Source organism: bacterium, from assembly GCA_037143175.1.
Lineage (GTDB): Bacteria > Verrucomicrobiota > Kiritimatiellia > CAIKKV01 > CAITUY01 > JAABPW01.
On sequence record JBAWZF010000001.1, the window covers coordinates 157,010 to 183,065 of the forward strand.

Consider the following 26,056-nt stretch of genomic DNA (forward strand, 5'->3'; position numbering starts at 1 on the left):
TTACTCCTCTTCTCCATGACCGGAAACCTCATGGAAATAGCGCTGGATTAAGGGGCGGTATTCTTCGGGGCCTTCATTATTGGCCGCCTTGAGCACATCGTCTTTCAATTCACCGTGCAGACGGAGCCAATCCTGAAGTTTTAGCCCCATACGTCGTGCAAAGGAGGGGACCCCTTCGGAGGCCTGTGAGGTATCGTTTTTGCCGTCACTGTTAAGACTGGCCGATTGGAGGGTCGCAGGGCGTGCGTTGGCGCCTGAGGCTTGAGCATCGGCGGCAGCCAGTTGAGCGGCTTGCGCCAGTTGAGTGGCGGACTGTGCGGCGGCAGATACTTGTGAACTTTCCGCCGCCTGTTTGGCCGACTGATAGGCTTGGGCGATGGCTTCCTGAGCTGCCAGCGAGGCGGCGGGTTGCTGGCCAGGGGCCGCCCTGGGCGTTTGAGGGGAACCCGCAGCACTGGCAACCTGTTGCAATTGAGCGGAGGCCTGTTGCAGTGATTGGGCGGCGTTCTGCTGGTTCTGAAGGGTTTGGCTGGCAGCCTGTTGTTGTTCCTGGGCTGAGGCCCTGCGCCCGGAATCATCATCCTTTCCGGTTGCCTCGATGAATCGTTTGGCGGATTGTTCTGCAGATTGGGTTGCCCGGTTTAATTCCTGGGCCGCCTGTGCTGTTTTGGGGCCAATCTGGGATTGTGCCAGAACATCGTTCGCTTGTTCATGGAGTACGTTGGCTTCCTGGGTGAGTTCTTTCGCCTCTCCGCCCAATTGTTCCTGCTGTTGTTGCAAGGCATCGTGTGGCCTGTTCTCGGCGAGGGCACCCATCAGATGTCCCAGTTGTGCCTGCTGTTTTGAGAGGGTGTCGGCCTGCTGGGCAAGACGGGCGAGTTCTGCACGTTTATCGAGCCGGTCTGAGGCGGTCGCTGTGGTTGCGGAGCGAAGCGTATCGGCGAGTTGATTCATGGCCTGACTGGCTTCCGTCGCGGATGAACTTGCTTGTGGCAGGTCACCTTTTTGCATTTCAGAGGCGGTCTGACGGGCCGTATCTGCCGCCCGGGTTGCCTGTATCGCCGCGCGGGTGGGAGGGGGCTCCTTATTCAATTCACGTGCCAGCGCATCGGTTTCATCCGCTAATTTCTGCTGCTGTTCGCCCGCCTGTCGTGAGAGGTTTGCGTTCAGTAAATCTTTTGCGTTCTCTTTTCCTGTAATCAGGTTGGCGGCTTCGCGGTGAAGTTCCGCTTGCTGCCGGGCCAGTTCTGACAACTTTAGCGCATTGTTTTGTTGAAGGATCCGCGCGGCAATTTCGCTGGTTTTCAATGCCGCTTCGGCTGCGGCCACGGCATTGGCGGTAGCTGTGGACGTCACCTTCGTGGCTTCTGATTGAGCCTGTTCGGCGGCGCGTGTGGAGGTTGAAGCGGCGGCCTTCTGGGCTTGCTCGATGGCATTTTGGGCTGCTTGCTGGGCCGTTTGAGCCGCCTGTTGTGCGTTTTGAACCTGTTGATTCACGGACTGGACGGATTGTTTTGCCTGCTGTGAGGCGTCCCGGGCTGCGGCTTCATTTTGTTTGGCGGCCAGGGCGTTTTGCTGTGCGGTCTGAGCAGCGCGAGCCATTGCCTGTTCGTCGGGTTTACCCTTGGCTTGAGTTGCCTGCTGAGTAATCTGCTGAGCGGCCTGAGCACTTCGGGCCGCCGTCTGTTGGGCGGTGGCTGCCTGTTGATCGATTTGTTGGGCTGCCTGCCGGGCTTTTTCTGCTGCCTGCTTTGTGGCCTCTGCTGCTTGTTGGGCAATCTTGTTGGCCTCCTGAGCTTGCTGCGCGGCTCGTTGTGCGGACGCTTTCGCCGAGACATTTCCGAATTTCGGCGCAATGGCGGCGGTAACTTGGGCATTGGTCTTGATACCTGCTGCCTGGGTGGCAAACTCGTTGGCCTTTAGCGCCGCTTCCTGGGCGGCTACGGCGTTGGCGGTGGCGGCGGCGGCCGCCTTGGCCGTTTCTGCCTGTGCCTGCTCGGCGGCGCGCGTGGAGTTGGCGGTGGCTCCCCGCTGGGCTTGTTCAGTTGCCTGTTGAGCGGCTTGCTGGGCCGCTTGAGCCGCCTGCTGTGATTTTTGCACCTGTTGTTCTGCGGCTTGGGTGGCTTGCTTTGCCTGCTCTGCAGCCGCACGCGCTTCGACTTCGTTCTGCTTCGCGGTCTGCGCATTTTTCTGGGCGGTCTGAGCAGCTTGAGTCATGATTTGTTCGTTGGCGGTACCCTTGGATTGCTGGGCCAGTTGTGCCGCTTGTTCAGCTGTTTGTGAGCCTTTAGCGGCGGCTTCCTGGGCTGTGGCCAATTCTTGTGCGGCCTGTTGGACTGACTGTTTGGCGCGTTCTGCCGCCTCACCGGCGATTTTGGCAGCTTGTTGGGCCATCCGGCGGGCGTCTTGAGCTTGCTGTTCTGAACGTTGAGTGGCGTTCTTAGTCGCGGCATTTTCAAGGTTGAGTTTACTGGAGTCCTGTTGCTCGGCTTTCAAGCCTGCGGCACGCGCGGCGAAGTCACTGGCTTTGAGCGCGGCCTCTTCTGCGGCCAAGGCCTTGGTTGCGGCTAAGGCGGCGGCCTTACGGGTTTCGTCCTGAGCCTGTTCAGTGGCGCGTGGGGACGTGGCAGAAGCAGCCTTCTGCGCTTGATCAATTGCCTCTTTCGCCGCCTGCTGGGCTTCTTCAGCCGCATTTTGCGCTTTTTGTGCCTGAACTTCGGCGGACTGGTTGATTTGTTTTGCCTGTCGCGCGGCTTGTGAGGCAGTTTGTGCACTCTTTGAGGAAGTTTGTTTAGCCATCGCCGCCTGTTGTTCGAGTTGTTGGGCTGTCTGCCTGGTATTTTCAGCCGCCTGCCCGGCGTTTACCGTTGCCTGCCGGGCAAGTTTGGCATCTTCCTGTGCTTGCTGTGCGGCCTGTTGCGTGGCGGCTTTTGCCAGGGCGTTTTCGAGCGGGGATTTTCCTGAGGCTTGCTGTTCCGCACTCAGGTCTGTCGCCCGTTCGGCAATTTTTGCAGCTTTCAAGGCTGCTTCTTGTGCAGTCACGGCATGGGCCGTGGCTGCTGCTGCCGTCCTGGCAGTTGCGGCTTGTGCCTGTTCGGCGGCGAACGGGGTGGGGGCGGCGGCACCTTTCTGGGCTTGTTCAGTTGCCTGTTGAGCGGCTTGCTGGGTATCCTCGGTCGCTTTTTGAGCTTTCAGAACCTCTTGCTCGGCTGCTTTCAATAACCCTTGTGCCTGCTTGCTGGCCTTGCGTGCCGCGTCCTCGTTTTGTTGTGCGGACAGAGCTTTCTGCCGTGCCGCCTGAGTGGCATTGATCAGTTCCTGTTCGTTGGCTTTCCCCATGGCATGTTGCGCTTGTTGGGCCGCTTGTTCCGCTGCCTGTGAACTCTTTACTGCAGTTTGCTTTGCCAGCGAAAGCTGTTGTTCGATTTGTTGAACTGCCTGTCTGGTTTTGTCCGCCGCCTGTTCGGCGCGTTGGGTCGACTGCTGGGCCAGCTTACGGGCATCCTGAGCCTGCTGTGCCGCCTGTTGTGTATCATTTTTTGCCGGGGTAACCGCAGAGTTGGGGGTGGAGGAAGCTTCCTGATTGGCTCTTATCTCCGCCGCCCGTGCGGCGAGTCCACTGGCTTTCAACGCCGCATCTGATGCCGTCTTGGCATGGACGGTGGCTGAGTCGGCTGACTTCGCAGTCTCGGCGAGCGCCTCTTCTGCGGCGTGTGTGGAAGTGGAGTAAGTTGATTTTTGAACCAGCTCAGCGGCTTGATTGGCCTCATGTTGGGCGGCTTGAGCCGCCTGTTGTGCTCGTTTCGCCTGGTCTGCCGCTGCTTGTGCGGTTTGTCTGATCTCTTGTGCGGCCTCGCGAGTCGCGGCTTTGTTTTGGTCAATTTGTTGAGCGGTCTGTTGGGCCCTCTCCGCAGCCTGTCCGGCGTTCAGTGCGGCGAGTTTGGCAAGGCTGCTGGCTTCCTGTGCTTGCCGCGCTGCTTGTTGTGTTGCGGCTTTTGCAGAGGGGTCTTCAGGTTTGGGGTTGGCGGAGGCTTGCTGGTCGGCATTCAGTTCAGCCGCGCGGGCGGCGAGTTCGCGCGTGGGGTTCGGTTTGATAGAATCCTGAGACTGCTGCTGTGCAGCCTGTGGCACGGCGGTCTGTTGAGCGTTGGCAGCCTGGCGCAGTATATCAGCGGCCTGTTTCAGGGCGTCGGATACGTTGGCCTGGGTTTCGACGGCATGTGCGGTTTTTCCGGATTCCAGATCGCGGGCGGCATTTCGCATGGCTTCGCTTTGGGCCGCTGCCAGCGGTTCGTTGCGGGCAAGATCTGCCAACTGATTCTGGCGAGTGGTGAGCTCGCGCCATTGGCTGTCCTGTTTCTGAAGTCGCTCCGTTTCTTCTTTTGTTAAAGCCGCGAGCTCTTTCTGCCGCGTCGCGAGGTCATTGGCCTGAGTGGCGGCTTGAGTCGTACGGTTACTGATAGCCGCGGCAATCTGGGCTGCGGAGCCGGGGGTTTCGCGGGTGACTTTGGCGAGTTCATTGGCCACCTGATTCTGGGCACGCTTCCACTCATTTGAGGCGGCAGCAGCCTGGGCGATGGCGGTCGTGTTACTGGAAGGGATGGGCGGGGTGTTGTCCATGTCTTGCCGGGCTTGCGCAAGGGCGGCCTGTTTATTCGCCAACTGCTCGAGTTTCACGGCGCGGTGAACTGCGGCCCTGGCAATTTCATGATTCTCAATAGCCTTCTCCACGGTCTCCAGCGAGGTGGTGATTTCCGCAGTGATATTGCTGTTGATGGCGGTGCGCTCGGCGGGGGTGTCAAGAAGACGGATTTGCCCCGCCATATTTTCCGCCTTGCTGATATGGCCTTCCGCAAGTGTGGTCAGGTTACTGGCCATGGATTCAAAGAAGCCCTTGTCAATATCAGCGGCGATTTTCCTCAGCCCGTTGTCGGTGGAGGCCAGCGTATCCTGAAGGGTGTCAATTTGGCGGGTGGTGCTGTCGGGGAGGGTGGGCTGGCCCAACGGCTTTTCCAGGGCCCGTGCCTGTTCGCGGGCAAGGTTGAGTTGATCCCGGACCTTCTTGAGTCCCTGTTGGACGCGCTGATCCTGACTGGTCAGAACTTGTTCTGTCCAGGAGGCCGCCTGATTATCAATGAGGATGGTGCAGGGCTCCGAGTCGGTGCTCTGGGGACCTTGGAAAGGCCTCGGGAGGTTATCAAACGCCCGGATGCGGAAGGAGACGCGTGTCGCGTTGCTGAAACAGATGTCCTCAAGCGCGATAAGTGTTTCTCCATTGAGGGTTCTTGGAATTGTTTCTGGCGAGGAATCCGGCAGGGGCAGGGACCGGATCAGGTCGTTGGTCATTCCCGAAACAGTGCAAACAAGGGCCACGGCGGTTAACCCGTGATCGTCTTCAGCCCGGTAGGTGATAGGGAGGCGGGCCTCGCGGTTCAGGTGCAGCTCACGGGTGAGGGGGCTGGTTAGGGTGACCACGGGTGGATTGTCCGGGATGCTCTGTATAGGGTGCTCGAATGGAGAGTTGGTCAGGTTGATTTCGTCAGTCAGTCGGATGGTCCAACTACCGTTCAGTTTTCCTGGTAACGTGAGACTGAAATCATAAAAATTGATTTTTCCTTCCGTGCGGAGAAGTCCTGTGAAGGTGTTAGTCAGGGTGGGGGTCATCACCAAAAGTATGGCTTGGCGCGCGGGTTTGTTGACTTGAGCCGACAGGGATACGGCGGTGCCGGCAAGCGCCCGGATGGTTCCGGAGCCGTCACGCTCCTGCTTGATGCTCAGGCGTGAGTATTCGGGGTAGCTGTATTGGAGGGCGAGGTGTTCAATGACGGGGGGGATGGCCACACGGACGGTGAAATACCGGGAGAGTGCATCGCCGGCCTGAACGCGATACCGGAAGTCGTTCAGGATGCGGGGAACGGTGACGGCAAAGCGTCGTCCCGGCTGATTGGTTGAGGCCGGCAGTGGAGCCATTTCCATGACCGTTACACGGCCTTGACGATCCACCTGGCGAAGCCGTGCGAAGGAGACGACCGGGTTGGCTGTGCGAAGCGAAACGTTCAAGGAAGATCCTGCGGCAACAAGGGTATCGCCGGGTTCAACCACGAGGTCGACCGCCTGAACGTTGGGGAGATTTAGGAAGGGGGCTGTGGCACGTGCCAGCAGGAAACAAGTTTGCCGGGGCCATACCAGGTAGATCGTCGACAGCGAAATAAATACGATTGCGGCGGCGGCGACGAACGGAATCGCGCCGCGAAATGAGATTTCATGGCGGGGTTGGATCGTGATGGCTTCGCGGACCGCTTCTTCGGTCAAGGCCGCGATGAGGGTTTCTGAGCCGCGAATGGAGGGGAGATCCTTACTGCCCAGGAGTTGGACGGCGGAACTGATGCGCTCCTGTAATTCCGGATGGTGTGTTTCGATGAGCCGTGCAACGCCGGCCAGCGTGAACGAGTGGGTCAGGGGCCGGATCAGGTACCAGACTGTCGCTCCCACCCAGGCAGCATAGGCCAGCACGGTCATGACCCAGCGGGGCCACTCGACCAGCAGGGTGACGCTGGCATCCAGCAGCATGATCAGCAGGAACGCTCCGAGTCCGGCGGCACAGGAAGCGCAAAGTCCGCGGAGAATCATCAGGTGCCGTGTCCGCCGGATCAGCCCGCTGAGTGCGGTTACAATCTGGGCTGGCAGCGGGGCCGGTTCGTTTATCGGGGTCTTGTTCATCAGGGCAGCCTCACTTTCTTGCGCAGCATCCACTCGGCGGTCAGGAGCGTCAGGATCAGAAGAAACCAGGGCCAGGAATTCCATATATCAATCTGGCGCCGTTCTGTGCTCGTGATTTTTGCGGGCCCGAGCCGTTTGGAAATGGAGTCGAGCGCAGATGTATCCAGGACCTTGCCGGCGGAAAGTCCGGCCAGACTGGTCAGCACTCCGCGGTCCGCCGAAAGCTCAACTTTTTCAGCATCCGTTACCGCCGTGACGGAAAATTCGGTGAACGGTGACGGGGCGGTATCCTTTTTGCTGATTCCAGACGTTTCCAGTTCAATGCGGTAATTCCCTTCGGGTAACGCACTCAGTTCGGTGAAGTAGATCCCCGGAGAGCTCTCGCGATAACTCAATTGGAAATGGGAGACTTTCCGGTCGCCGCGCCACAGCGTTGCGCCAGGGGAAGCTTTTATGATGGGCATGAAGTCCGGCGTGGCCAGCCGTGCGGTAACGCGAATCGGGCTTCCGGCAGGGTAACGCGAGCGGGAGGTTCCAATCCGGAGCGTATTGGAACCGGTGGCAATTCTATCGGCCGTGGCCCAGCCGAGAATTTGACCCCATAGTTTGTGGTGAAATTGATCGCCCTTCTTGTAACGCATACGCCAGGTCTGGTCGAACCCGAACATCAGAACCGAGCCGAAGCCGGCTTGATGGCTGATCACGAGCGGATTCTCCTGTTCAAGTCGTTGTTGCTTGAGAAGACTTTCGGCGTCAGGAATACGGCTAGGCAGCCCATCGGATTCCGGCTGTGGTGGTGTCGCATAGGCGAGCACGGTGGCCCCGTTCTTGGCCGTGATGGCGCCGTTCCTCCAGCGGAGTCCGGGCACTTCGCCCCAGGCTTTCAGGTTCCCGGCCGGGTCATCATCAAGCCTCATAAACATGGCATCCCGGCCCGCCGCAGTCAGGCTGAGCCGAAATTCCATTTCCGGTGCCGCAAGAAGGGGACGCTGGGTGGGTTTGAAAGTGACGGGAAGGATTTCTGTCAGGGGAGTACCGGTATAGGCTTGCGGCATATGCCGACTTCCTGCGATGACAATGAGTGAACCGCCGCGGCTGAGGACATAGTCCCGCAGGATGTCCATGTTGGCCTTGCCCAGTTCATCAGGGGCCACATCTCCCAGGATAATGACATCGAATTTCAGCCACTCCGCCGTATTCGTCGGAAGGAGGGTGGCTTCGGGTTCCGCCTGGTCTGCCGCGACAGTGGCAGCGCGCGGGGGGCGGTTGGTGATTCCCGCAACCTGGTCAGGATGAAGCAACAGGTACTGGAGCCGCACATTCTTGTCCCGTTGCATGAAGAGATTTTTGAGATAACGGAATTCCCAGCGCGGTTGGCCGTCGATCAGCAGGACATTGATGGCATCGCTCTCTACCCGCACGGGAATATTGAATACGTTATTGCTGGAATCGACTTCGGAAGGGAAATTTCCAACCCTGACGGAATAGGCGTGCAGGCCATTTGTTTTTGGGGCATCCGAGAGCAGGAGCTGCTGTCGGAAGGCAGCGGCTGAAGGTGTGACGGTGTTAGAGGCAACCGGGGTGGCGCCATCGAAGAGGGTGACGGTCACATTGGAGCCAGACAGGCCATCCAGTTTCAAATCGAGCGCAAAGGAGATCCGGTCGTTTGTGCTGACCGATTCGGGCGCGGTGACAGAGGCGATGGCGGCATCGGTCGGGGGGAACTGATTTCCTCCGAGTACAACAGGGAAGATAGGAATTCGCTGTACGCCGAATTTGCGGGCGATGGATTCCACGGAACCGGCGGTGTTGTGGCGGCCGTCCGTAAGAAGAAGCACCCCGGCGGTCTGTTCCGGTACCATGGTGGATGAGATCCTGGCCAAGGCTCCAGCGATATCGGTTCCCTGAACCTGCCGGGGCGGAGGCGAGGTGATGACCAGGGTGCCAGCGGCCTCAAGAAATGTTTTGGTTTTTACTTCGGTGGGTGATGACCCGAAGGTCAAGAGTTGAACGCCATATTCATGCTCGAGACGTTCGAGCAGGGACTGTGTGCCGGTGCGGGTTGTCAGGAGTTTATACGCCACCTCACTCCGGCGGAACGTGGCCATCTGGTCGATGGCCTTGCGATCCGACTCGGACAGGGAACGGTAGAAGCGTTCATCCACGGCATCGCCGATGAGCCGCAGTCGTGCTTCGCCCTCGGCGAGGAAGGTCGCCGTTTTTTGCACGGTTTCGCGGATGGAGTCATAGGCGGCACCGCTATTGGTGACGGTCTGCCAGTCGTCAACCCGCTTGATGGCAAGCTCCAGGGGTTGACTGGCTTCGGAGGTAATTCGGGATCTGAAGCGCTTCAGATCGGTGATTTGGGAGGTGGCATCCTTCTGAAGGAAGGGCGCCGCCGCGGTTTCGTCGAGGACTTTTACGGTTTCTTCGAGACTGTCGCGAACCTGGGTCAGCGCTTTCCGTTGCGCTTTAACATGCTGTTTCAATTGGCGGGCGCGGAGATCCTGGCCGGTTCCGGAAAGAGCATTAAGCCAGTCGAGTTGCGCCAGAAGGTTCTGACTGGCTTCGTTCAAGCGGTCGGCAAGTGTGTCGACTTGGAAGAGGCGTTGAGCCATGGGGAGCTGCAGGCTCTCGGCCAGGCGTAGTTTTTCGGCCACGGTCAGGTTGTTATCCGGGATCTGCATGGAGGCGCTGACATCCAGCAAGACCACGATGTGACGCTGGATTTTATGGGCGACGTTGTAGACGAAAACGGGCTGACAGAGCATCAGGACAACCGCCAGTAGGGTGGATATCCTGAGGAGGGTCAGGGCTCTGCCAGCCCGGGGGGATACGATATTCCGTTCAAGACGTGCCAGTGCCATGACCGTTTCGATCAGGAGGGCGGCGAGAAGCAAGAGTGGCCACAGACGCCATTTAGTTGAAAATACGACGGCCTGTTGGGCCAGTCCGGCGGCGGCGAGGAGCGTCAAAAATCCAAGGGCTGATCTGCCGGTAAACGCCAGCCATTTCCACGGGTTCACCACCACGCGGCTCCAAACCTGGGCGCGTATCCACAAACCCAGCAGAAGACAGGTTAGTAGGCTGTAGACTAATAGACTGTTCGAGAAATCAATCATTTCGACATCAACTCCGTTAGTCGTGTTTTCGTAGCCTGTACGCTTTCTGCCGGGGATTTCAGGGTTACCGGTTTGGCCTGATGCAGATGCCGGTGTAGCGTGATCCAACGGGTGAGGGTAACTTCGGCAAGGAGTGTAAACAAGGCACAGATAACCAGGATCTTCCATAATTCCTGGCCGGGTATATTCCCTGTGAAGGCGGTGAGAAGTTCATCCAGAGATTTCGGCAGGAACAAGTCGACGTGGCTTCGGATGGCCGCGATATCGGCATCGGATAGAAAGGTGAGGGTGCTTTCTTCAGGCTGGTTCTTCACCGCAAAGAGCACCTCGGAGTTACCATTCGAGGCGACCCCGGCAGCGGCGGCAAGGGCTGCGGGGAATTGGACACGGTAAATTCCGGGTTGGCGGGTCTCGCCGCAACGGACGATGAACCGGTTTTTTTCCTGTTTGATCCGGATGGGAAGTTGCTCGCCAGCGGGGAGGGTGACCGTGGCTGTTTCCCAATCCGCCGTATTATTGACGTCCGCAGGAACTACGCCAGCCAACGTCCATTCTGTACCCGGCATGATATTGCAGTCCTGCAGGGATGAGGTCGCCAGGAAGTACACCATCTCATGGAGCAGCGGGACAAAGCATTTGAGGGAATACAGGTTGCTGTCGCGGCGATCAAAGGCCATGGGCGTCATCAATACGTTCCCTTTTCCGAGTGGACGTTCCAGCAGCCAGGGGGCGCCGGATTCAAGCCGGCCGCCGACCCGGCTCTCGTTGGAGGCGGGATCGAGTCCCATTTCCCAATAGCTGGCTATAAGGCCAAGCCGGGCGTCCGATTGATCCGGTTGCGCCACCAGTCGGACTGCGGGATGGGTAAAGGACTTGAGTTCCAGTTTCAGCGGATCGGGTGGGTAGATGCGTTGCTCGAGCCGGGCGGGAAGAAGGGTCTCCCCGGCGGTGGTCTGCCAGGCATTGTAGAACGCCGGTTCGGCGCGGGCACCGGGAGTCACCAGCAGGCCGCCCCCTGCCTTGACGAAAACGGCCACACGTTCGGCCTCTGCCGCAGGCAGACGGGAGACGTCCGCCAGAATTATGACGCGATATGGGGTGAGATCTTTGATGGTGCCGATATCAGCTGCCTCAACAATGGTGGGCTTGACCAGATAGGGCAATTCCGAGGTGTCGGCACTCTTATTGGCGGAGGCGTCACGTGGGGTCAACGCGACCCGGATGAGGCTTGCCGTTTTACGGAAGAAGAAACGTTCCGTAGAGGCGCCCTCAACCAGCAGGATCGGTAGACGATCCAGGATGTGGACAATCTGTTCGAGGGAATTATCGGCGAGGAGATCATCTTCGGCCACGAGTCGGGCTTGAATGACATGGTAGCCGGGTGTCTCGAACATGTGGTTGAAAAGGAATACCTCGGCCGCCTGCGGCACCAGATCCTTCATGATCGGAGTTCGCTCGATTTGTTTTCCATCCACCAGCAACTCGAGCGCGGACGGGTGGACCGGGACGTTACCTGAGTTGGCGACGCTGACTTCGATTTTTACCGGGCGATCTGTACCGATGATGGAGCGTGACAGGCGGATTCCAGTGACCAGCGTATTCCTGAACAGTTCAGGGTGGGGAAGGCGGCGGCAGATGATACGCGGCGGAGTCGGCAGTTGCTTGAAGCCGGAGGCCAGAAAGTTCCAGCGGGCTTCTGTCTGTCCGTCCCAACCTGCGGCCTGGCCATCTGTGAATATCACCACGGTCTTAGACACATTAGGACCATCGGCCAGGATCGAGGTCGCCAGGTTCAGGGCTTCCAGTGTGGCCATGATGCTGCCGGTGGGTTTGCAGGCCTTGCTGTCGAGGGCGCGCAGCAACTCGCGCCGATCAGAGGTGGGGCGACTGACAAGGGCCTGGGGGACGGGGCCCGCCAGGATAATCGCCATGGCGTCACCGGGGCGTGACTTTTCAATCAGGTCACGGGCTTCCTGGACCGCCTGGGTGAATTGGCTTGGACCCTCGGAGGCCATGGTCATTGAGAGAGAGGCGTCGAGAACGATCACCGTGTCGCCACCTCCCGCCGCCGTCATCCAGCGGCGTGCCTGGATCCGCTGTTCCAGGAGGGTCGCCAGTACGGCAATGACCAGCATGGCGGCCGCGATTTTCAACAGCCGGCGGCGCAACTTTTCATTGGGCCAGAGGACCGTGGCAATGCCGGCGCAGAGTACGGCGAGAAAGATGCCGGGCAGGATGAGGATCCAGGGGATGGCGGACATACTGGGAAGAAAGGGGCGGGCCATGGCCAATGCCAGGGTGGCCAGCGCCAGGCAGCGCAGGCACAGGAGGATACCGTCCTCGATCTTTACGCGGCGGCTACGGGCGGTCATGGAGGCCCTCAGGAACTGCATGGCACCCCATTCGATGGGACGGGGTTTGCTGCGGTTCAGCAAATGAATCAGGATCGGGATGGCGATCGCCGCAAGGCCAATGAGGATAAGTGGATTTAAAAATGTCATGGTGACTCCGGCACGGGCAGTGGCCAGTAGGCAGTGGGCAGTGAGCAGAGAGCAGTGGGCAGTGGGCAGTAGGCAGTGGGCAGTGGGCAGTGAGCAGTGAGCAGTGGCCAGTGGGCAGTGAGCAGTAGGCAGAGAGCAGAGAGTAAAAGAGGGGTATTCGAGCTCTGTCGACTGCCCACTGCCCACTGCCCACTGGCCACTGTTAACTGTTCACTGCTCACTGGCCTCTTCATCTTCTCACCAGGCTCTTCCGATGGGCCAGGTAACTGGCCAAGGCCAGATCAAAATCCTGGCGGGTTGAAAAGGGGACGTAGTCTATCCGCATTTCCCCGCAGCCTTTTTCAATGGCATCAAGAAAGGTGCGGACTTCACGGAGATAAGCTGAACGCAGGGATTCCGGATCGATCTCCAGATGGTTTCCGTTCTGTTCTAGATCCTGGAACTGGCTCCAATGTTTGAACGGGAAGGTCAACTCCTCATCCGCCATCACGTGCATGAGAATAATTTCATGCTTGCGGAAGCGGAAGTGGTGCAATGCCTTGAGAATCTCCTCCGGCTTGTCGAACAGATCGGAGATGATGATCAGGAGGCCGCGCCGGTGAATCCGTTCGGCAACTTCATGGAAAACCGGGGCGAGGGCCGATTCTTCGCCAGGGGTTGTGTTGAACATCGCCTCCAACAGGACGTTCATATGATTGGTTCGCGTCCGGGAGGGAATGTAGTTGCGGATGGCGTTGTCATAGGTCACGAGCCCGACAGCGTCCTGCTGGTTCAGGAGGAGACGGGTCAGACTCGCGGCGAGGAAGCGGGCGTACTCAAATTTACTGAGCGGTTGTCCCTGATGTTTGGCGGCATTCTCGCCTCGATAGGACATGGAGCCGGAGGCATCCAGCAGAATGGTGGCACGGAGGTTGGTTTCCTCGATATATTGTTTGATGTAGTAGCGGTCGGATTTGGCATAGACCTGCCAGTCGAGATCACGGAGGTCATCGCCGGGCGCATATTCCCGGTGTTCGGCAAATTCGGCCGAGTACCCGCGATAGGGACTCTGGTGGCGACCGGAAATGAATCCCTCCACGGTTTGACGCGCCAGCAGCTCAATCCTGTTGATTTTTGCCATCGCCTCAGGATCCAGGAGCTGGAAGTGAGGCGGGACAGAAGACGGAGTGCTATGGGGGGAATCACTCATGATTACGTGAGCGAACCGTCCGTCGAGGGTTTGACCTCTTCCAGAAGCCGTTGGACAATCTGGTCGGTGGAGATGCCGGTGGCGTCTGCATTGAAGGTGGGGACAATGCGATGCCGCAAGACGCAGACGGCCATTTCGCGGACATCTTCCGTGGTGGCATGATAGCGACCGTGCAGAATGGCGCGGGCTTTGGCGGCCATCATCATGTTGATGGTGGCGCGTGGGCCTGCACCCCACTGGACCAGCTCCCTGATGAAGGCGGGTGAGGTGGGGCCGGGGCGTGTGGCCCGGGCCAGATCGCGGGCATACTCAAACACATGATCGGCAGCAGGAACACGGCGCACGATTTCCTGAAGCTTCAGGATATCCTCACCCGAAAGGACGGGTTCAAGGACGGCCTTGTAAGTGCCGGTCACTTTTTTCGCGATATCCAGTTCTTCTGCGGCAGTGGGGTAATCCACCTTGATCATGAACATGAATCGATCCAACTGGGCCTCGGGAAGGGGATAGGTGCCTTCCTGTTCGATGGGGTTCTGAGTGGCGAGCACAAAGAAGGGGTCGGGCAGTTTGAAGTCACCGCCACCCACGGTCACAATCCGCTCCTGCATTGCTTCCAGAAGCGCAGCCTGAGTCTTGGGTGGTGTCCGATTGATTTCATCGGCCAGAACCATGTTGGCAAATAACGGGCCATGAACAAACCGGAAGGCACGCTTGCCGGTGGTGCGATCCTCTTCCAGCACATCGGTTCCAGTGATGTCGGCGGGCATCAGATCGGGAGTGAACTGGACGCGCTTGAACGTCAGGTGCATCACTTTGGAAAGGGTGCTTACCAAGAGGGTTTTGGCGAGGCCCGGTACGCCGACCAGAAGCGCATGGCCTCGACAGAAGATCGCGACAAGCACCTGTTCCACAACTTTATCCTGTCCCACGATCGCCTGGCGTACCTGGTGCGTCATGTTGTCGTATGCCATATTCAGCGCCTTGACGGTTTCGATGTCACCCTGCGATGAAGGGGCCTCGGATGGATTCAGTTTAGTTTCGATGTTTGACATGGATGCTCCTTAATTAATCTTCAAAATGTCTCACTATTAATCTTAGCACAAGGTGTGCCATGAAGTGAGAAATGGTCATGTAGTGGCTTTATGAGGCCGGATAGGTACGGTTCGCCCCATCATTTTTGGGGCTTATGTGTGGCGCAGTATACATAATTTGGAGGTTAATGCGTTCTGTTGTATGCAGATTCCCGTTGACTCCAGCCGAAGGGCAGCGTAGCCTTATCGGTAATAATTATGAGCAATACAGCCATCACACCTGTCGGTCGAGGCGGATTTCAAACGGTCATGTTGAGCCCCAAAAAGGCGCCTCGTGCCTTGAAGTTAAAAAAGGCGAAACTCCTGATTCTCAGCAATAAGGAGAGTGGTCGTGAAGTTCCTGTCGATAAAGATGTGTTTACGATCGGGGCAGGTTCGCAGAATGATTTAATTATCACGGATGAGGCAGCCTCCCGCCGGCATTGTGAAATTCATCAGCGTGAAGATGGTTTTTTTCTGCGCGATCTGGGTAGCACGAACGGCACGATGGTGCAGGGCGTCCGGGTTTGTGAAGTGTATCTGACCCAGGGGGTGAAATTCCAGGTGGGGAAGACCCAGATGGTGTTCTGTCCGCTGCAGGAAACGATGTCCTATCCCTTAAGCCCCCATGAGAGTTTCGGGCGGTTAAACGGGCGGAGCACGGCCATGCGCCGGGTATTTCATCTGGCGGAAACGTATGCCAAAACGGATGCGGCTGTTTTGATTCAGGGCGAAACCGGGACGGGTAAAGAACTGCTGGCGGAGGCGTTGCATGCGTATAGTCCGCGAAGCAAAAAGCCTTTTGTGGTCATTGACTGTGCGGCGCTTGCCACCGGAGTTATTGAAAGCGAATTATTCGGGCATGCGAAAGGCTCCTTTACGGGGGCGGGTACCGAGCGGGTAGGGGCCTTTGAATCCGCCCATGGCGGAACGGTGTTCCTGGATGAAATCGGGGAGTTGGATCTGTCATTGCAACCCAAGTTACTGCGCGTTCTGGAGAAGAAGGAAGTCCGGCGGCTCGGGGCAAATACGGTGCGACCGGTGGATGTACGGATCATTGCGGCGACGAACCGGAATCTGGAGCGTGAGGTGCGTGAGGGGCGGTTCCGTGAGGATCTTTTTTACCGGTTGTCGATCGTCAAGATTGAGATGCCCTCGTTGCGACAACGGAAGGACGATATCCCCCTGTTGGTGCGCTGTCTCATGAAGGATCTGACAGGCTCCGATGATGTCACGATTTGGGCGGAGTTTGAGAAAAGCATGGATCTATTCCGGCAGCATGATTGGCCGGGCAATGCGCGCGAGTTGCGGAATGTGGTGGAGATGGGGGTCCGGGGGGCGGGTGGGGTGAGTAATCTGGGTGCCTTTCTCACATTGGGTCGGATGGGGGTGACGGAGTCTGGTGAGGGTCTGGGTAATATGGATGATAAGCCTTTCAAGGTGGCAAAGAATCAATTGGTCGACCACTTTGAGCGCGACTATATTATCAAGTTGCTGGAGCGGAACAACGGCAACATTTCCCGCGCTGCCCGTGAAGCGCAGATCGAGCGCGCCTATTTGCAACGTCTGGTCCGCAAACATGAATTGAATGCAAAGGATTAAAAAGCTGATGGGGTGTGGCTGTCCGGATCAAAGTCCATAGCCGCCCAGGAACTCCGTCATCATTCCTGAGTGCCGGGCGGTCAAATTCAAGCCGGATAAGCAAATCAAGGCATGCGTCTTGAAGAGTTAGCTCCTTCTCCGGCATTCCGAGTTCCGCGTTGCACTGCGCCCCGCCGGTACAGTCACAACCTTGGACCTCACGACCTCCGGACTGACCGTCCGCGGCTGCTCAAGCGCGCTTGGTCATGATCTGCCAACCGTAGTACCAGCCCAGGCCCCACTTTCCGCACACTCACGGTTCGCGCGGAATCGCGTTGAGAGCGGCAGGATGGAAATGACGGAGAAATTCAGGCGAATATACCCACGCGGTAGGGTTGTACCCCATAGAACGAGGCCGAAGCTTAGACTAGTTTATCGAGTCATGGAAGAGTGGCAGGAAACCGGAATGAGTTTTGAACCGACAACATCCATGCCTCCCGACGACGGGAGGCACATCGTCGTCATAAGGCTCGGCGATACTAGGATTGCCTTGCACCTTTCCGTGGTCGAGCGGGTGATCCGAGCGGTGGCCGTTACCCCGGTGGCCGATGCCCCATTCTGATATATGACCTAGAGCGGTTCCTGCGAAAAAATGGTTCGTTTCTTTTCGATCACGTTGTGCCTGGAGTTCCGCCATGAACACGGTTGCCATGAAACAAGATACGCTGGAGGCCGTAAGCGGTCTGATCGAACGGCGCCTGGGGCTCCATTTTCCATCTGAACGCCACGACGTTCTTGCCCGCGGGTTGGAGCGCGGCGGCGTGGAGATGGGCTTTGCCGATCCCGAGGCGTACGCGATCCGTCTTCTGGCCACTGGAATCACCCCAGTGGAACAGGACACCCTGGCACAGGCATTGACAGTGGGCGAAACCTATTTCTTCCGCGAACCTGCCGCTCTGAAAGCCCTTGAGGAGCACGTCCTGCCCGAATTGATCGCAGTACGCGGCAAAAGCGGGGAAAGGCGAATCCGAATGTGGAGCGCCGGTTGCTGTACTGGCGAAGAGGCGTATACCTTGGCCATCATGCTCACCCGGCTGATTCCTTCTTTGAGCGAATGGGACATCACGATTCTGGCCACCGACATCAATCCCGATGTCCTCAGCAAGGCCAGGGCCGGCCGATATCGGGAATGGTCGTTCCGGGGCGCGCCAGCGTGGCTCAAGACCGGCTATTTCAACAAGTCTGCAAATGATGAATACGAACTTGCCGCGCGCGTGCGGCAAATGGTCAGTTTCTCCTATCTGAATCTCGTCGAAGACGTCTACCCGTCGCTGATGAATAATACGTCGGCCATGGATGTCATTCTGTGTCGAAACGTGATGATGTATTTTGCCGCTGACCGCGCCAAACTGGTAGTCGGACGATTCCACCGGGCGCTTCTGGACGGCGGCTGGCTTGTCATGAGTCCAAGCGAAGGCTGCCCCGGGAGTTCCGCTCTATTCGCCAGGGTGTCGTTCGACAACACCTCGCTATACCAGAAGAGTGGTGCCGTGGCGGTGCCCGTATTGCCGCCGCACGACCTCTCGGCACCCGACCGGATGGGCGCCTGCGTAATTACCGAACCGCCTCAGGCTCGCCGTGATGCGATCCGTGCGATATTACTCCCCACGGCACACTCGGAATCGCCCCTGGTGCCCGCGACGGAGGCGTACGCGCGCGCGGACTACGAAGCGGTCCTGAAGATCGCCGCCACCCTCCCGGAACCGGCGGTGCCCGTTCTCGTGCTGGCGGCTCGCGCCTGCGCCAATCTTGGGCGGCTCGACGAAGCCCTTGCGTGGTGTCGAACGGCATTGGAACGTGACAAGATGCACGCCTCCGTCCACCACCTGCAGGCAACCGTTCTCGTGGCCAAACGCGACGGACCTGCCGCGCTGGAAGCGCTGAAGCGCGTACTGTATCTGGAGCCCCATTCCGTCCTGGCCCACTTCACAACGGCGAATCTCATGCTCCAGACCGGCGAACCGGCCAAGGCCATGAAGTACTTCCGTAAGACCATGAGTCTCCTCCGTGCGCTGGATGACAGTGCGGTGGTTCCCGACAGCGACGGCATGACCGCGGAAAGGCTGAAAGTCATTGTGAAACACATTCAGAAAAGTTTGGCAAGAACATGAGCACGGCAAGCCACACAGACCAAAGTATTCTCGATGCGCGGGCCATGGAACTTGCACGGCCTCTTTTACGCAGGACAAGCGCCGAAGGGCATCTCGACGTTGTTGAGTTCCAGTTGGCTCACGAGTGCTACGCCATCGAGAGCCGGTTCGTGGCGGAAGTGTTCCCCTCGGTATGTTGATCGTGTTGATGGGTGTACTCGGCGGTTTGGCGGTCTGGCGCATGAACCTGGCCGCAGTCAGTTCAGCGGATCTGCCCGCTAAATTCGTCCCGGAGGTCATCGTTGCGCAAAAGGTGGCCACTGGCATCTGGTCGACACGGTTCAACATGCGCAACTATACATTGACGGGCGATGAAGGCTTCCTGCTCAAAAGCCGCAAAGGGATTGCCGCATTGAAAGACGACCTCAAAGCAGCGGACGAACTCGCGAAGACATATCCAGATCTCGTCGCCCTGCGCCAGGGCGTGGTTGACTCCAGAATCGCTTTGGACACGTGGGAGGCGGACACCGACAAGATGGAGTCCGAACGCAACAACCTCAAGGTGCAGCGCGGACTGCTCGATGCGGCCGGCAAGGCCTACATGCTGGCATGCCAGACTATGCGGGCTTCGGAAGAAAAGGCGATGAAGACGGAAATCGCCACTAACATGACCCCGGCCACACTGGACGAGCGGCTGATAAAACTCGGCATGGTTCAGAGGTTGAGAGACCATGGCATGGCCATTCAACTTAACAACTTCAAGGCTCAGGCTGTGGGCGACATGGATGCCCTGCGCGATGTAATCAAGGACTTCGCTCCTCTCGAGGAAGCCTGCACTAGGTTGGAGCCGTTATTTCGCCAACAGGAGAATATTGACCAGTTGCACCAGCTCCGGGAATACGCGAACAGTTACAAGGCCGCCATGGAGGCGGTGTTGAAAATCCAACTGACCATCAATGAACTCAAGGAGAAACTAGCCGATAGCGCGGAGGTGCTTGTGGCCAGGGGTGAAGGGGTGTCAACCGTTGGTCTGGGACATACAGCGAAGGCGGCGACGGAGGGAGCGCAGCGTCTCAATGTCACGATTGTCATTCTGCTTGTGGGGTTGTTCGTCGCCCTGATCGCGGGAGTCGTGGTTGCATGGCTGTCCACGCGCGCCATTGCCGGGCCAATCCGCGAAGGGGCACAGGTGCTGGTCGCCGCTGCCGGTGAGGTATCCGCCACGGTCAGCCAGATAGCCGCCAGCGCCGGGGAGACGGCCTCTGCTGTCGCTGAAACCAGTACGACGATCGACGAGGTTCGACAGACCGCGCAACTCGCAAGGGAAAGCGCGAAGGGCGTCTCGGACGGGGCCCAGAGCGCGGTGCGCACTTCGCACACGGGATCGGACGCCGTACGTGCCAGCGTGGACGGCCTGAAGCGGATCGGCGAACAGATGAAGGCGATCACGGGCTCGGTCATGAGCATGAGCGAGAAGAGCCAGGCGATCGGCGACATCATCACCACCGTCAACGATCTGGCCGAACAATCGAATCTTCTCGCCGTCAATGCCTCCATGGAGGCGGCCCGCGCAGGCGAACAGGGCCAAGCCTTTGCATCGGTGGCCGAGGAAATCCGTAGCCTTGCCAATCAATCCAAGGAAGCGACCAAGCAGGTGAGGGCGATTCTGAGTGACGTTCAGAAGGCGACCAGCACGGCCGTGCTGACCACCGAACAGGGCGGCAAGGCCGTGCAGGAGGGGCAGAAACTCGCCGACCAGGCCGCGGAAGCCATCAACACCATGGCGGCTGCCATCACGCAGTCCGCCCAAGCCGCCATCCAGATCGCCGCATCAAGCCAACAGCAACTGGCCGGCACGGAACAGGTTGCCAACGCCATGGGGAACATCAAGGAAGCCAGCCTGCAGAACCAGGCGAGTACCACGCAACTGGCTACGGCTGCACGTAACCTGCAGGATCTGGGGATGAACTTGCGGAAACTGGTGGAGGGGTAGAGGGCAGTGGACAGTGGACAGAGGGCAGTGGGCAGAGGGCAGTGGGCAGAGGGCAGAGTTATGGCAAAGGCAAACGATAACGACGCTCTGAAAAGCATTATGGTGACGTTCAAGGCGGAAGCCGAAGAACACCTCTTGGCTATTTCAGAAGGATTGACCGAACTGCGACGGTTGCCGCCGTCCGGCGCGCGTGCTGAGCTTGTGGAGCGAATCTACCGCGATACGCACAGTCTCAAGGGCGCGGCCCGTTCCGTGGGCCTGGCGGCGATCGAGGCGATCTGCCAAGCGCTTGAGGACGTGTTTGCCACCGTAAAGAATACGGAACTGCCGGTCTCGGACGGCCTCCGTGCAGCCGTGCAGCCGGTTCTTGAAGAGGTTCACCGCCTGGTCGAGGGCCGGAAGACAATGGCCGCAAACACCTCGCAAATCGTTGCCGCCCTGAAGGCGGCGGTTGATTCGCAGCAGGCAACCGTGACGCCGATATCCGAACCTGAAGCGCCCGTTTCGAGACAGCTGTCTTTGCAGACCGGCGCAACACGCTCCGCCGCTGCAGTTGAAACCGAGGAACCCGGTGCGACCAATCATGAACCTCTTGCCGACACCGTGCGGGTCCCCGTCGCACGGCTTGAGGCGCTGCTCCGGTTGGCCGAGGAGTTGCTGCGTATCGAGTTGATGTCGGCACAGAGATTGTCCGAAACCGCAACGCTCCTGGAGATGCACGGGGCGTGGACAAAACGGTGGAATGGACTGGTTTCCGCCAGCGCGTTGTCAGGGCGGGGCCTTGGCACAAGCGGTGCCGCCGTCGAACCGGAGCCCGCACCCGGCCCGGAGGAATGTTTCGCGGACGCCGGACGGGAACTGTCCACCTTCCACAGTGCCCTCAAGGGATTCTCGACACGGCTTGACGTGGACCGCCGCTGGACAGCCTCGATACTGGATCATCTCCTGGCGAGCGCCAAAGAAGTCCTTATGCTCCAGTTCTCGGTAATGGGGCAGATGCTGACACGCATGGCCGCGGAACTGTCACGCGCTGAATGCAAACAGGTGGCACTTACCGTACACGGAACCCACATTAAGATCGAAAAGCGGGTTCTTGACGAGATGAAGGACCCGCTGATTCACCTGATACGGAACTGTGTTGGGCATGGAATTGAGCCGGCCGAGGTGCGGCGGCGTTTGGGCAAACCTGAAAGCGGGACGATTACGGTATCCCTTTCACAACAGGACGGAAACAAGGTCGAGCTCTGCGTCGAGGACGACGGTGCGGGGATTGACTGCGCCAGGGTGAAAGCGTCGGCGATCAAGAGTGGACTGCTGGATGCCGCCGAGGCGGGAAACCTGGATGACGGTGAGGTCCTTCCGCTGATCTTCCGCTCGGGTGTGTCGACCAGTCCGATCATTACCTCCCTGTCCGGCCGCGGTTTGGGACTGGCCATCGTGAGCGAGAAGGTTGAGAAGTTGGGCGGGCGTGTCAGGGTGGACTCCACTCCCGGTCAAGGTACGCGAATCCGTCTGCTCCTGCCGGCGACGTTGGCAACGTTCCGTGGAACGCTTGTGCGTGCCGGCGACCGGTCGTTTGTCATGCCTACGGACAGCGTCGCGAAGGCCATCAGGTTCTCCGCCGATCAGATCCATTCGGCCGAAAACAGGGAGACGATCGCATTCACCGGTCGGTCGATCTCGTTTGTCAAGCTGGCGGACGTTCTCGGCATCCCCGTCCGGCAGACTGGGGAGAACAAGGGTCAGGTGACCGCCCTTGTGGTTCATTCGGCGGGACGCCATATCGGCTTGGGTGTCAGTGAGGTTCTCGGGGAGCAGGAGATCCTGGTCAGGTCGCTCGGACCACAGTTGGCCAGTGTCACAAACATCTCGGGCGCCGCCATGCTGGGGTCCGGGGCGCTCGTGCCGATCCTGAATGTCGCCGACCTGATGCGCTCGGCCAGCGTTTCCGATGGCGCGCCGCGCCCCGCCGAGCATGCGCCTGACGCCTCGGGCGAAGTCAAGTCCCTGCTCGTCGTGGAAGACTCCGTTACCTCCCGCGTGCTGCTGAAAAGCATCCTGCAGGCGGCCGGATACGAGGTCACGACCGCCGTGGACGGCATGGATGCGTTCACCACGATGCGGACGACGCGCTTTGACCTGGTAGTCTCCGACTTGGAGATGCCGCGAATGAACGGGTTCGAACTGACCATGCGGATTCGACAAGACGCTGCGTTCAAAGAGATGCCGGTGGTGCTGGTCACGGCCAGGGAATCGCGCGAAGACAAGGAGCGCGGCATCGAGTGTGGTGCCAACGCGTACATCGTGAAGAGCAGTTTCGACCAGACGAACCTGCTGTCCGTGATCGAGGGGCTGTTATGAATGCTGACGTCAAGAAAACAAAGGTTCTCATCGTCGACGATTCGCCGACGGTTCTGGAACACCTGACGCGCATCTTCAACGCGACAGAACGGCTGAAGGTGATCGGCACGGCCCGCAACGGCAGGGAAGCGGTTGAGTTTGTGCACCACATACGACCCGACATCATCACCATGGATGTTAATATGCCGGTGATGAACGGGCTTGAGGCCACGCGCGAGATCATGTCCACCGATCCTATTCCCATCGTGATTCTCAGTGCGAGTTGGGAACCGGGTGAAGTTCAGAAGAGTTTCTTGGCCGTAGAAGCCGGGGCGCTGGCTTCGTTCGCCAAACCGTCCGGGGTGGCGAGCGCAGACAGCGCCGAATCCATACGCGAGCTGGTGGCCAATATCGAGGCTCTGGCGCGCATCAAGCTGGTGCGCAGGCGCGGCCCTTCGACATTTTCGTCACTCAACGAAAACAGAGCGGCCTCTCCGGTCAATAACGGCCGCCGGCTTCGGAACCCGGGGATCGTAGTCATCGGTGTCTCCACCGGAGGGCCACCGGTACTCCAGTGCATCCTGGCCGGACTCGAAAAGGACTTCAGGTTCTCGGTCCTTGTCGTGCAGCACATATCGAAAGGCTTCACCCAGGGACTCGCGGACTGGCTTGGCGGCACATCGGCACTTCCCGTCGCGCTCGGAAGGCAGGGCGATCTGCTCAACCCCGGGCAGGTCATCATTGCCCCGGAAGACCACCACATGGAAGTCGGCGCCGATGAGCAAGTCGTCCTTACCGTGGATGAGCCGGAACAGGGCCTGCGGCCCGCAGCGTCGCGCTTGTTCCATTCCGCAGCCGCCCTCTATGGCAACCGCACCATCGCGGTGCTTCTTACGGGCATGGGAAATGACGGCGCACGCGAAATGCTGGATATCAAGAACCAGGGCGGAGTGACGATTGCGCAGGACGAGAAAAGCTGCGTTGTCTATGGCATGCCCAAAGCCGCCATACAACTGAATGCGGTTAAGCACGTCCTGTCTCCGGAGGAGATTGTAAAGATGCTGAACCGGCTGTCCGGGGAGATGGAGAGGACAACACTATGAAAAAGCAAGAAACGAACGCAATGCCTCTTCCAAAAGACGTGCTGATTGTCGAAGACAGTGCCACCCAGGCCGCCGTGCTCAAGAGCGCTTTGGAAGGGCACGGCTGGTGCGTCCGCGTCGCCCGCGATGGCGTCATGGCGCTGGAAATGGCCCGCCTCAGCAAGCCGGATATCGTGGTCAGCGACATTCGTATGCCGAAAATGGACGGTTACGCCCTCTCAAAAGCGATCAAGACCGACCCGGCCCTGCATGATGTGCCGGTGGTGCTGTTCACTTCGCTGTCACAGTCGAGCGATATCGTTCACGCCATCAACAGCCGGGCTGACTACTATTTCCTGAAGCAGTGGGATCATGACGATCTGATTGCCAAAATCGCATCCGTTCTGGATACGTACCAACCGTTGTCCGACCATGGCCAGGACGGACTCACTGTGCGTTTCGAGGGGAAAGCCTACACGATCGAGGCCAATGCTCATCAGCCACTGAGCCTTCTGCTATCCACCTACGAGATTGCGGTTCAGCAATCCCTGAAGCTTGCGGCTGCCCGGGACAAATTACGGGAAGCCAGCGAATTCGCCGAGAGCGTCATCAACACCGTGCGTGAACCCCTGATTTCTTTGGATCAAGACCTCAGGGTGGTCGCCGTCAACCGCTCCTTCTGTGCATTCTTCAAGGTAAAACCCGAAGAGACGGTGGGACAGCTTGTCTATGATCTGGGAAATGGCCAGTGGAATATTCCCAAACTGCGGGAACTGCTGGAAACCATCCTTCCGCAAAAGACAACCTTCGATAACTATGAGGTGGAACACGATTTTTCCACCATTGGCCGGCGCATCATGCTTCTGAATGCCCGGCAAATTCAAAGAGGGTTTGGCAAGGAACGGATCATCCTTCTGGCTATCGAGGATATTACCGAGCGTAAGGAGATAGAAGCCGGCTTGGAAAACGCCCATGAAGAGTTAAGTCGAGCTGCTCGGGCAAAAACGGAATTCCTGGCCAATATGTCGCATGAGCTCAGGACACCGCTTAACTCCATTAACGGTTTCTCTGAGGTATTATACGACGAGACGTTCGGACCGCTTAATGAGAAGCAGAAAAAATACGTTACCAATGTTCTAGTCAGCGGAAAGCACCTTATCTTACTGATTAATCAGATACTTGATATGGCAAAAGTTGAGTCCGGAAAGATGACGCTGGCTTTATCCAGCTTACCCCTGAAAAGCCTGTTACATGAGATGGCGCTGCTGGTAGCGGATGTGGTCGGCAAGAAGAAACTGCAGATGGTGCTCGAAATAGCCGAAGATCTGCCGTCAATTGACGCGGATGAGCTCAAGGTGAAACAGATCATTTACAACCTGCTTTCGAACGCAGTTAAGTTTTCAGCCGATGGTGGCACCATTGGCATGCAGGCAAGGAAAGCTGATTCAGAGATAGAAATAGTGGTTTGGGACAAGGGGATCGGTATCGCACCTGAAAACATGGAGAAAATATTCGAAGGTTTTTTCCGTGTCAATACCCCCTATTCCCGGGTAACTGAGGGGACCGGACTGGGTTTGCCGCTCTCTAGAAAACTGGTTGAGCTGCATGGCGGGAAGCTTGCTGCAGAATCAGAGGGGCTGAATAAAGGCACCTCGGTCCGATTTACTCTGCCTATTGTAGCCCGGAAGGAACCCTGAGATCTGGAGGCTGCTTTCTATGGGGTGTAACCCTATCGATTATTCCTCGTGTTTGCGCGGACTCAAAGGTCGTCGTGTGTCAGATCTATGAAGAAGAATCCAGCCAACAGGTCAAATATTTCCAATGGCTCGACCCCGACATCAATCCCGACGACGAGAGCTTGAATGCCCACGCCGATTTCCGCAGGGCCGTAATCCGGATCAACCCCTCCGGACACCGTGGCATCGACGACACTGGCTTGAACGCCGTTTCGGCTCTCAAACCCAATCGGGAGCTTAGGAAAGGGGCGGTTGCGTGGCCCGGGCAAACCAGCATATACAGAGGCGTACGACCCCACGAAAGCAGAAGCCATTTTTGTCGCCCGTACATCCACCGCTAATCCCGATCCCACGCGAACACGGAGCCGGACAATGTCGAAGACATCCAGTACGCGGTTGGGTATATACATGACAATCTTGTGCAATACGCCGTGGGATTCGGTGGTCTTGGCCGCTTGCTCTTCCGCTGCCACTCCAAAGCACGGGGTACTTATAACCCGTGGGAAGGGGTTAACCCTACTCGAATCAGGCGAGCATCGTCCCTCGGCAACCCTCTTTTCAACATAAGGGCC

Annotated in this window: 13 protein-coding genes; 7 read left to right on the forward strand and 6 right to left on the reverse strand. The window is 58.4% G+C overall.

All coding sequences use genetic code 11. From position 1 onward, the window contains the following. From WCI03_00670 to WCI03_00690, 5 genes are all read right to left on the reverse strand, one after another. Positions 1–6,804, reverse strand: coding sequence for a hypothetical protein (locus WCI03_00670; protein ID MEI8138359.1), 6,804 nt, complete (start codon positions 6,802–6,804; stop codon positions 1–3). Further along, positions 6,720–9,842, reverse strand: a complete 3,123-nt coding sequence (locus WCI03_00675) for a hypothetical protein (GenBank protein ID MEI8138360.1) — start codon at positions 9,840–9,842, stop codon at positions 6,720–6,722. The genes WCI03_00670 and WCI03_00675 overlap by 85 nt, the downstream gene beginning before the upstream one ends. Continuing rightward, positions 9,839–12,343, reverse strand: a complete 2,505-nt coding sequence (locus tag WCI03_00680) for a BatA domain-containing protein (GenBank protein ID MEI8138361.1) — start codon at positions 12,341–12,343, stop codon at positions 9,839–9,841. The genes WCI03_00675 and WCI03_00680 overlap by 4 nt, the downstream gene beginning before the upstream one ends. Before the next feature lie 229 nt (positions 12,344–12,572). Beyond that, complete coding sequence (locus WCI03_00685) at positions 12,573–13,532, reverse strand: DUF58 domain-containing protein (protein MEI8138362.1); 960 nt, start codon at positions 13,530–13,532, stop codon at positions 12,573–12,575. A gap of 2 nt (positions 13,533–13,534) precedes the next feature. Continuing rightward, positions 13,535–14,584: a MoxR family ATPase gene (locus WCI03_00690; protein ID MEI8138363.1), complete on the reverse strand. Its 1,050-nt coding sequence runs from the start codon at positions 14,582–14,584 to the stop codon at positions 13,535–13,537. Between the two features lie 237 nt (positions 14,585–14,821). Between WCI03_00690 and WCI03_00695 the strand changes: the two genes are divergently transcribed. From WCI03_00695 to WCI03_00725, 7 genes are all read left to right on the forward strand, one after another. Then, complete coding sequence (locus tag WCI03_00695; GenBank protein MEI8138364.1) at positions 14,822–16,204, forward strand: sigma 54-interacting transcriptional regulator; 1,383 nt, start codon at positions 14,822–14,824, stop codon at positions 16,202–16,204. Positions 16,205–16,878: 674 nt separating this feature from the next. Next, positions 16,879–18,354, forward strand: a complete 1,476-nt coding sequence (locus WCI03_00700) for a CheR family methyltransferase (GenBank protein MEI8138365.1) — start codon at positions 16,879–16,881, stop codon at positions 18,352–18,354. Next, positions 18,351–18,533, forward strand: coding sequence for a hypothetical protein (locus WCI03_00705; protein ID MEI8138366.1), 183 nt, complete (start codon positions 18,351–18,353; stop codon positions 18,531–18,533). Before WCI03_00700 ends, WCI03_00705 begins: the two co-directional genes overlap by 4 nt. Next, on the forward strand, positions 18,527–20,326 hold the full coding sequence (locus tag WCI03_00710) for a methyl-accepting chemotaxis protein (GenBank protein MEI8138367.1): 1,800 nt from the start codon (positions 18,527–18,529) through the stop codon (positions 20,324–20,326). Before WCI03_00705 ends, WCI03_00710 begins: the two co-directional genes overlap by 7 nt. A gap of 60 nt (positions 20,327–20,386) precedes the next feature. Next, a complete protein-coding gene (locus tag WCI03_00715; protein ID MEI8138368.1) occupies positions 20,387–22,687 on the forward strand; it encodes a response regulator in 2,301 nt (766 codons plus the stop codon). Continuing rightward, positions 22,684–23,769, forward strand: a complete 1,086-nt coding sequence (cheB, locus tag WCI03_00720; GenBank protein MEI8138369.1) for a chemotaxis-specific protein-glutamate methyltransferase CheB — start codon at positions 22,684–22,686, stop codon at positions 23,767–23,769. Before WCI03_00715 ends, cheB begins: the two co-directional genes overlap by 4 nt. Next, complete coding sequence (locus WCI03_00725) at positions 23,766–25,445, forward strand: ATP-binding protein (GenBank protein ID MEI8138370.1); 1,680 nt, start codon at positions 23,766–23,768, stop codon at positions 25,443–25,445. Before cheB ends, WCI03_00725 begins: the two co-directional genes overlap by 4 nt. Before the next feature lie 62 nt (positions 25,446–25,507). Here WCI03_00725 and WCI03_00730 read toward each other — a convergent pair whose 3' ends face one another. Beyond that, the gene (locus WCI03_00730) at positions 25,508–25,957 is read right to left on the reverse strand and encodes a hypothetical protein (protein MEI8138371.1); all 450 of its coding nucleotides are present in this window, start codon (positions 25,955–25,957) and stop codon (positions 25,508–25,510) included. Positions 25,958–26,056: the final 99 nt, after the last annotated feature.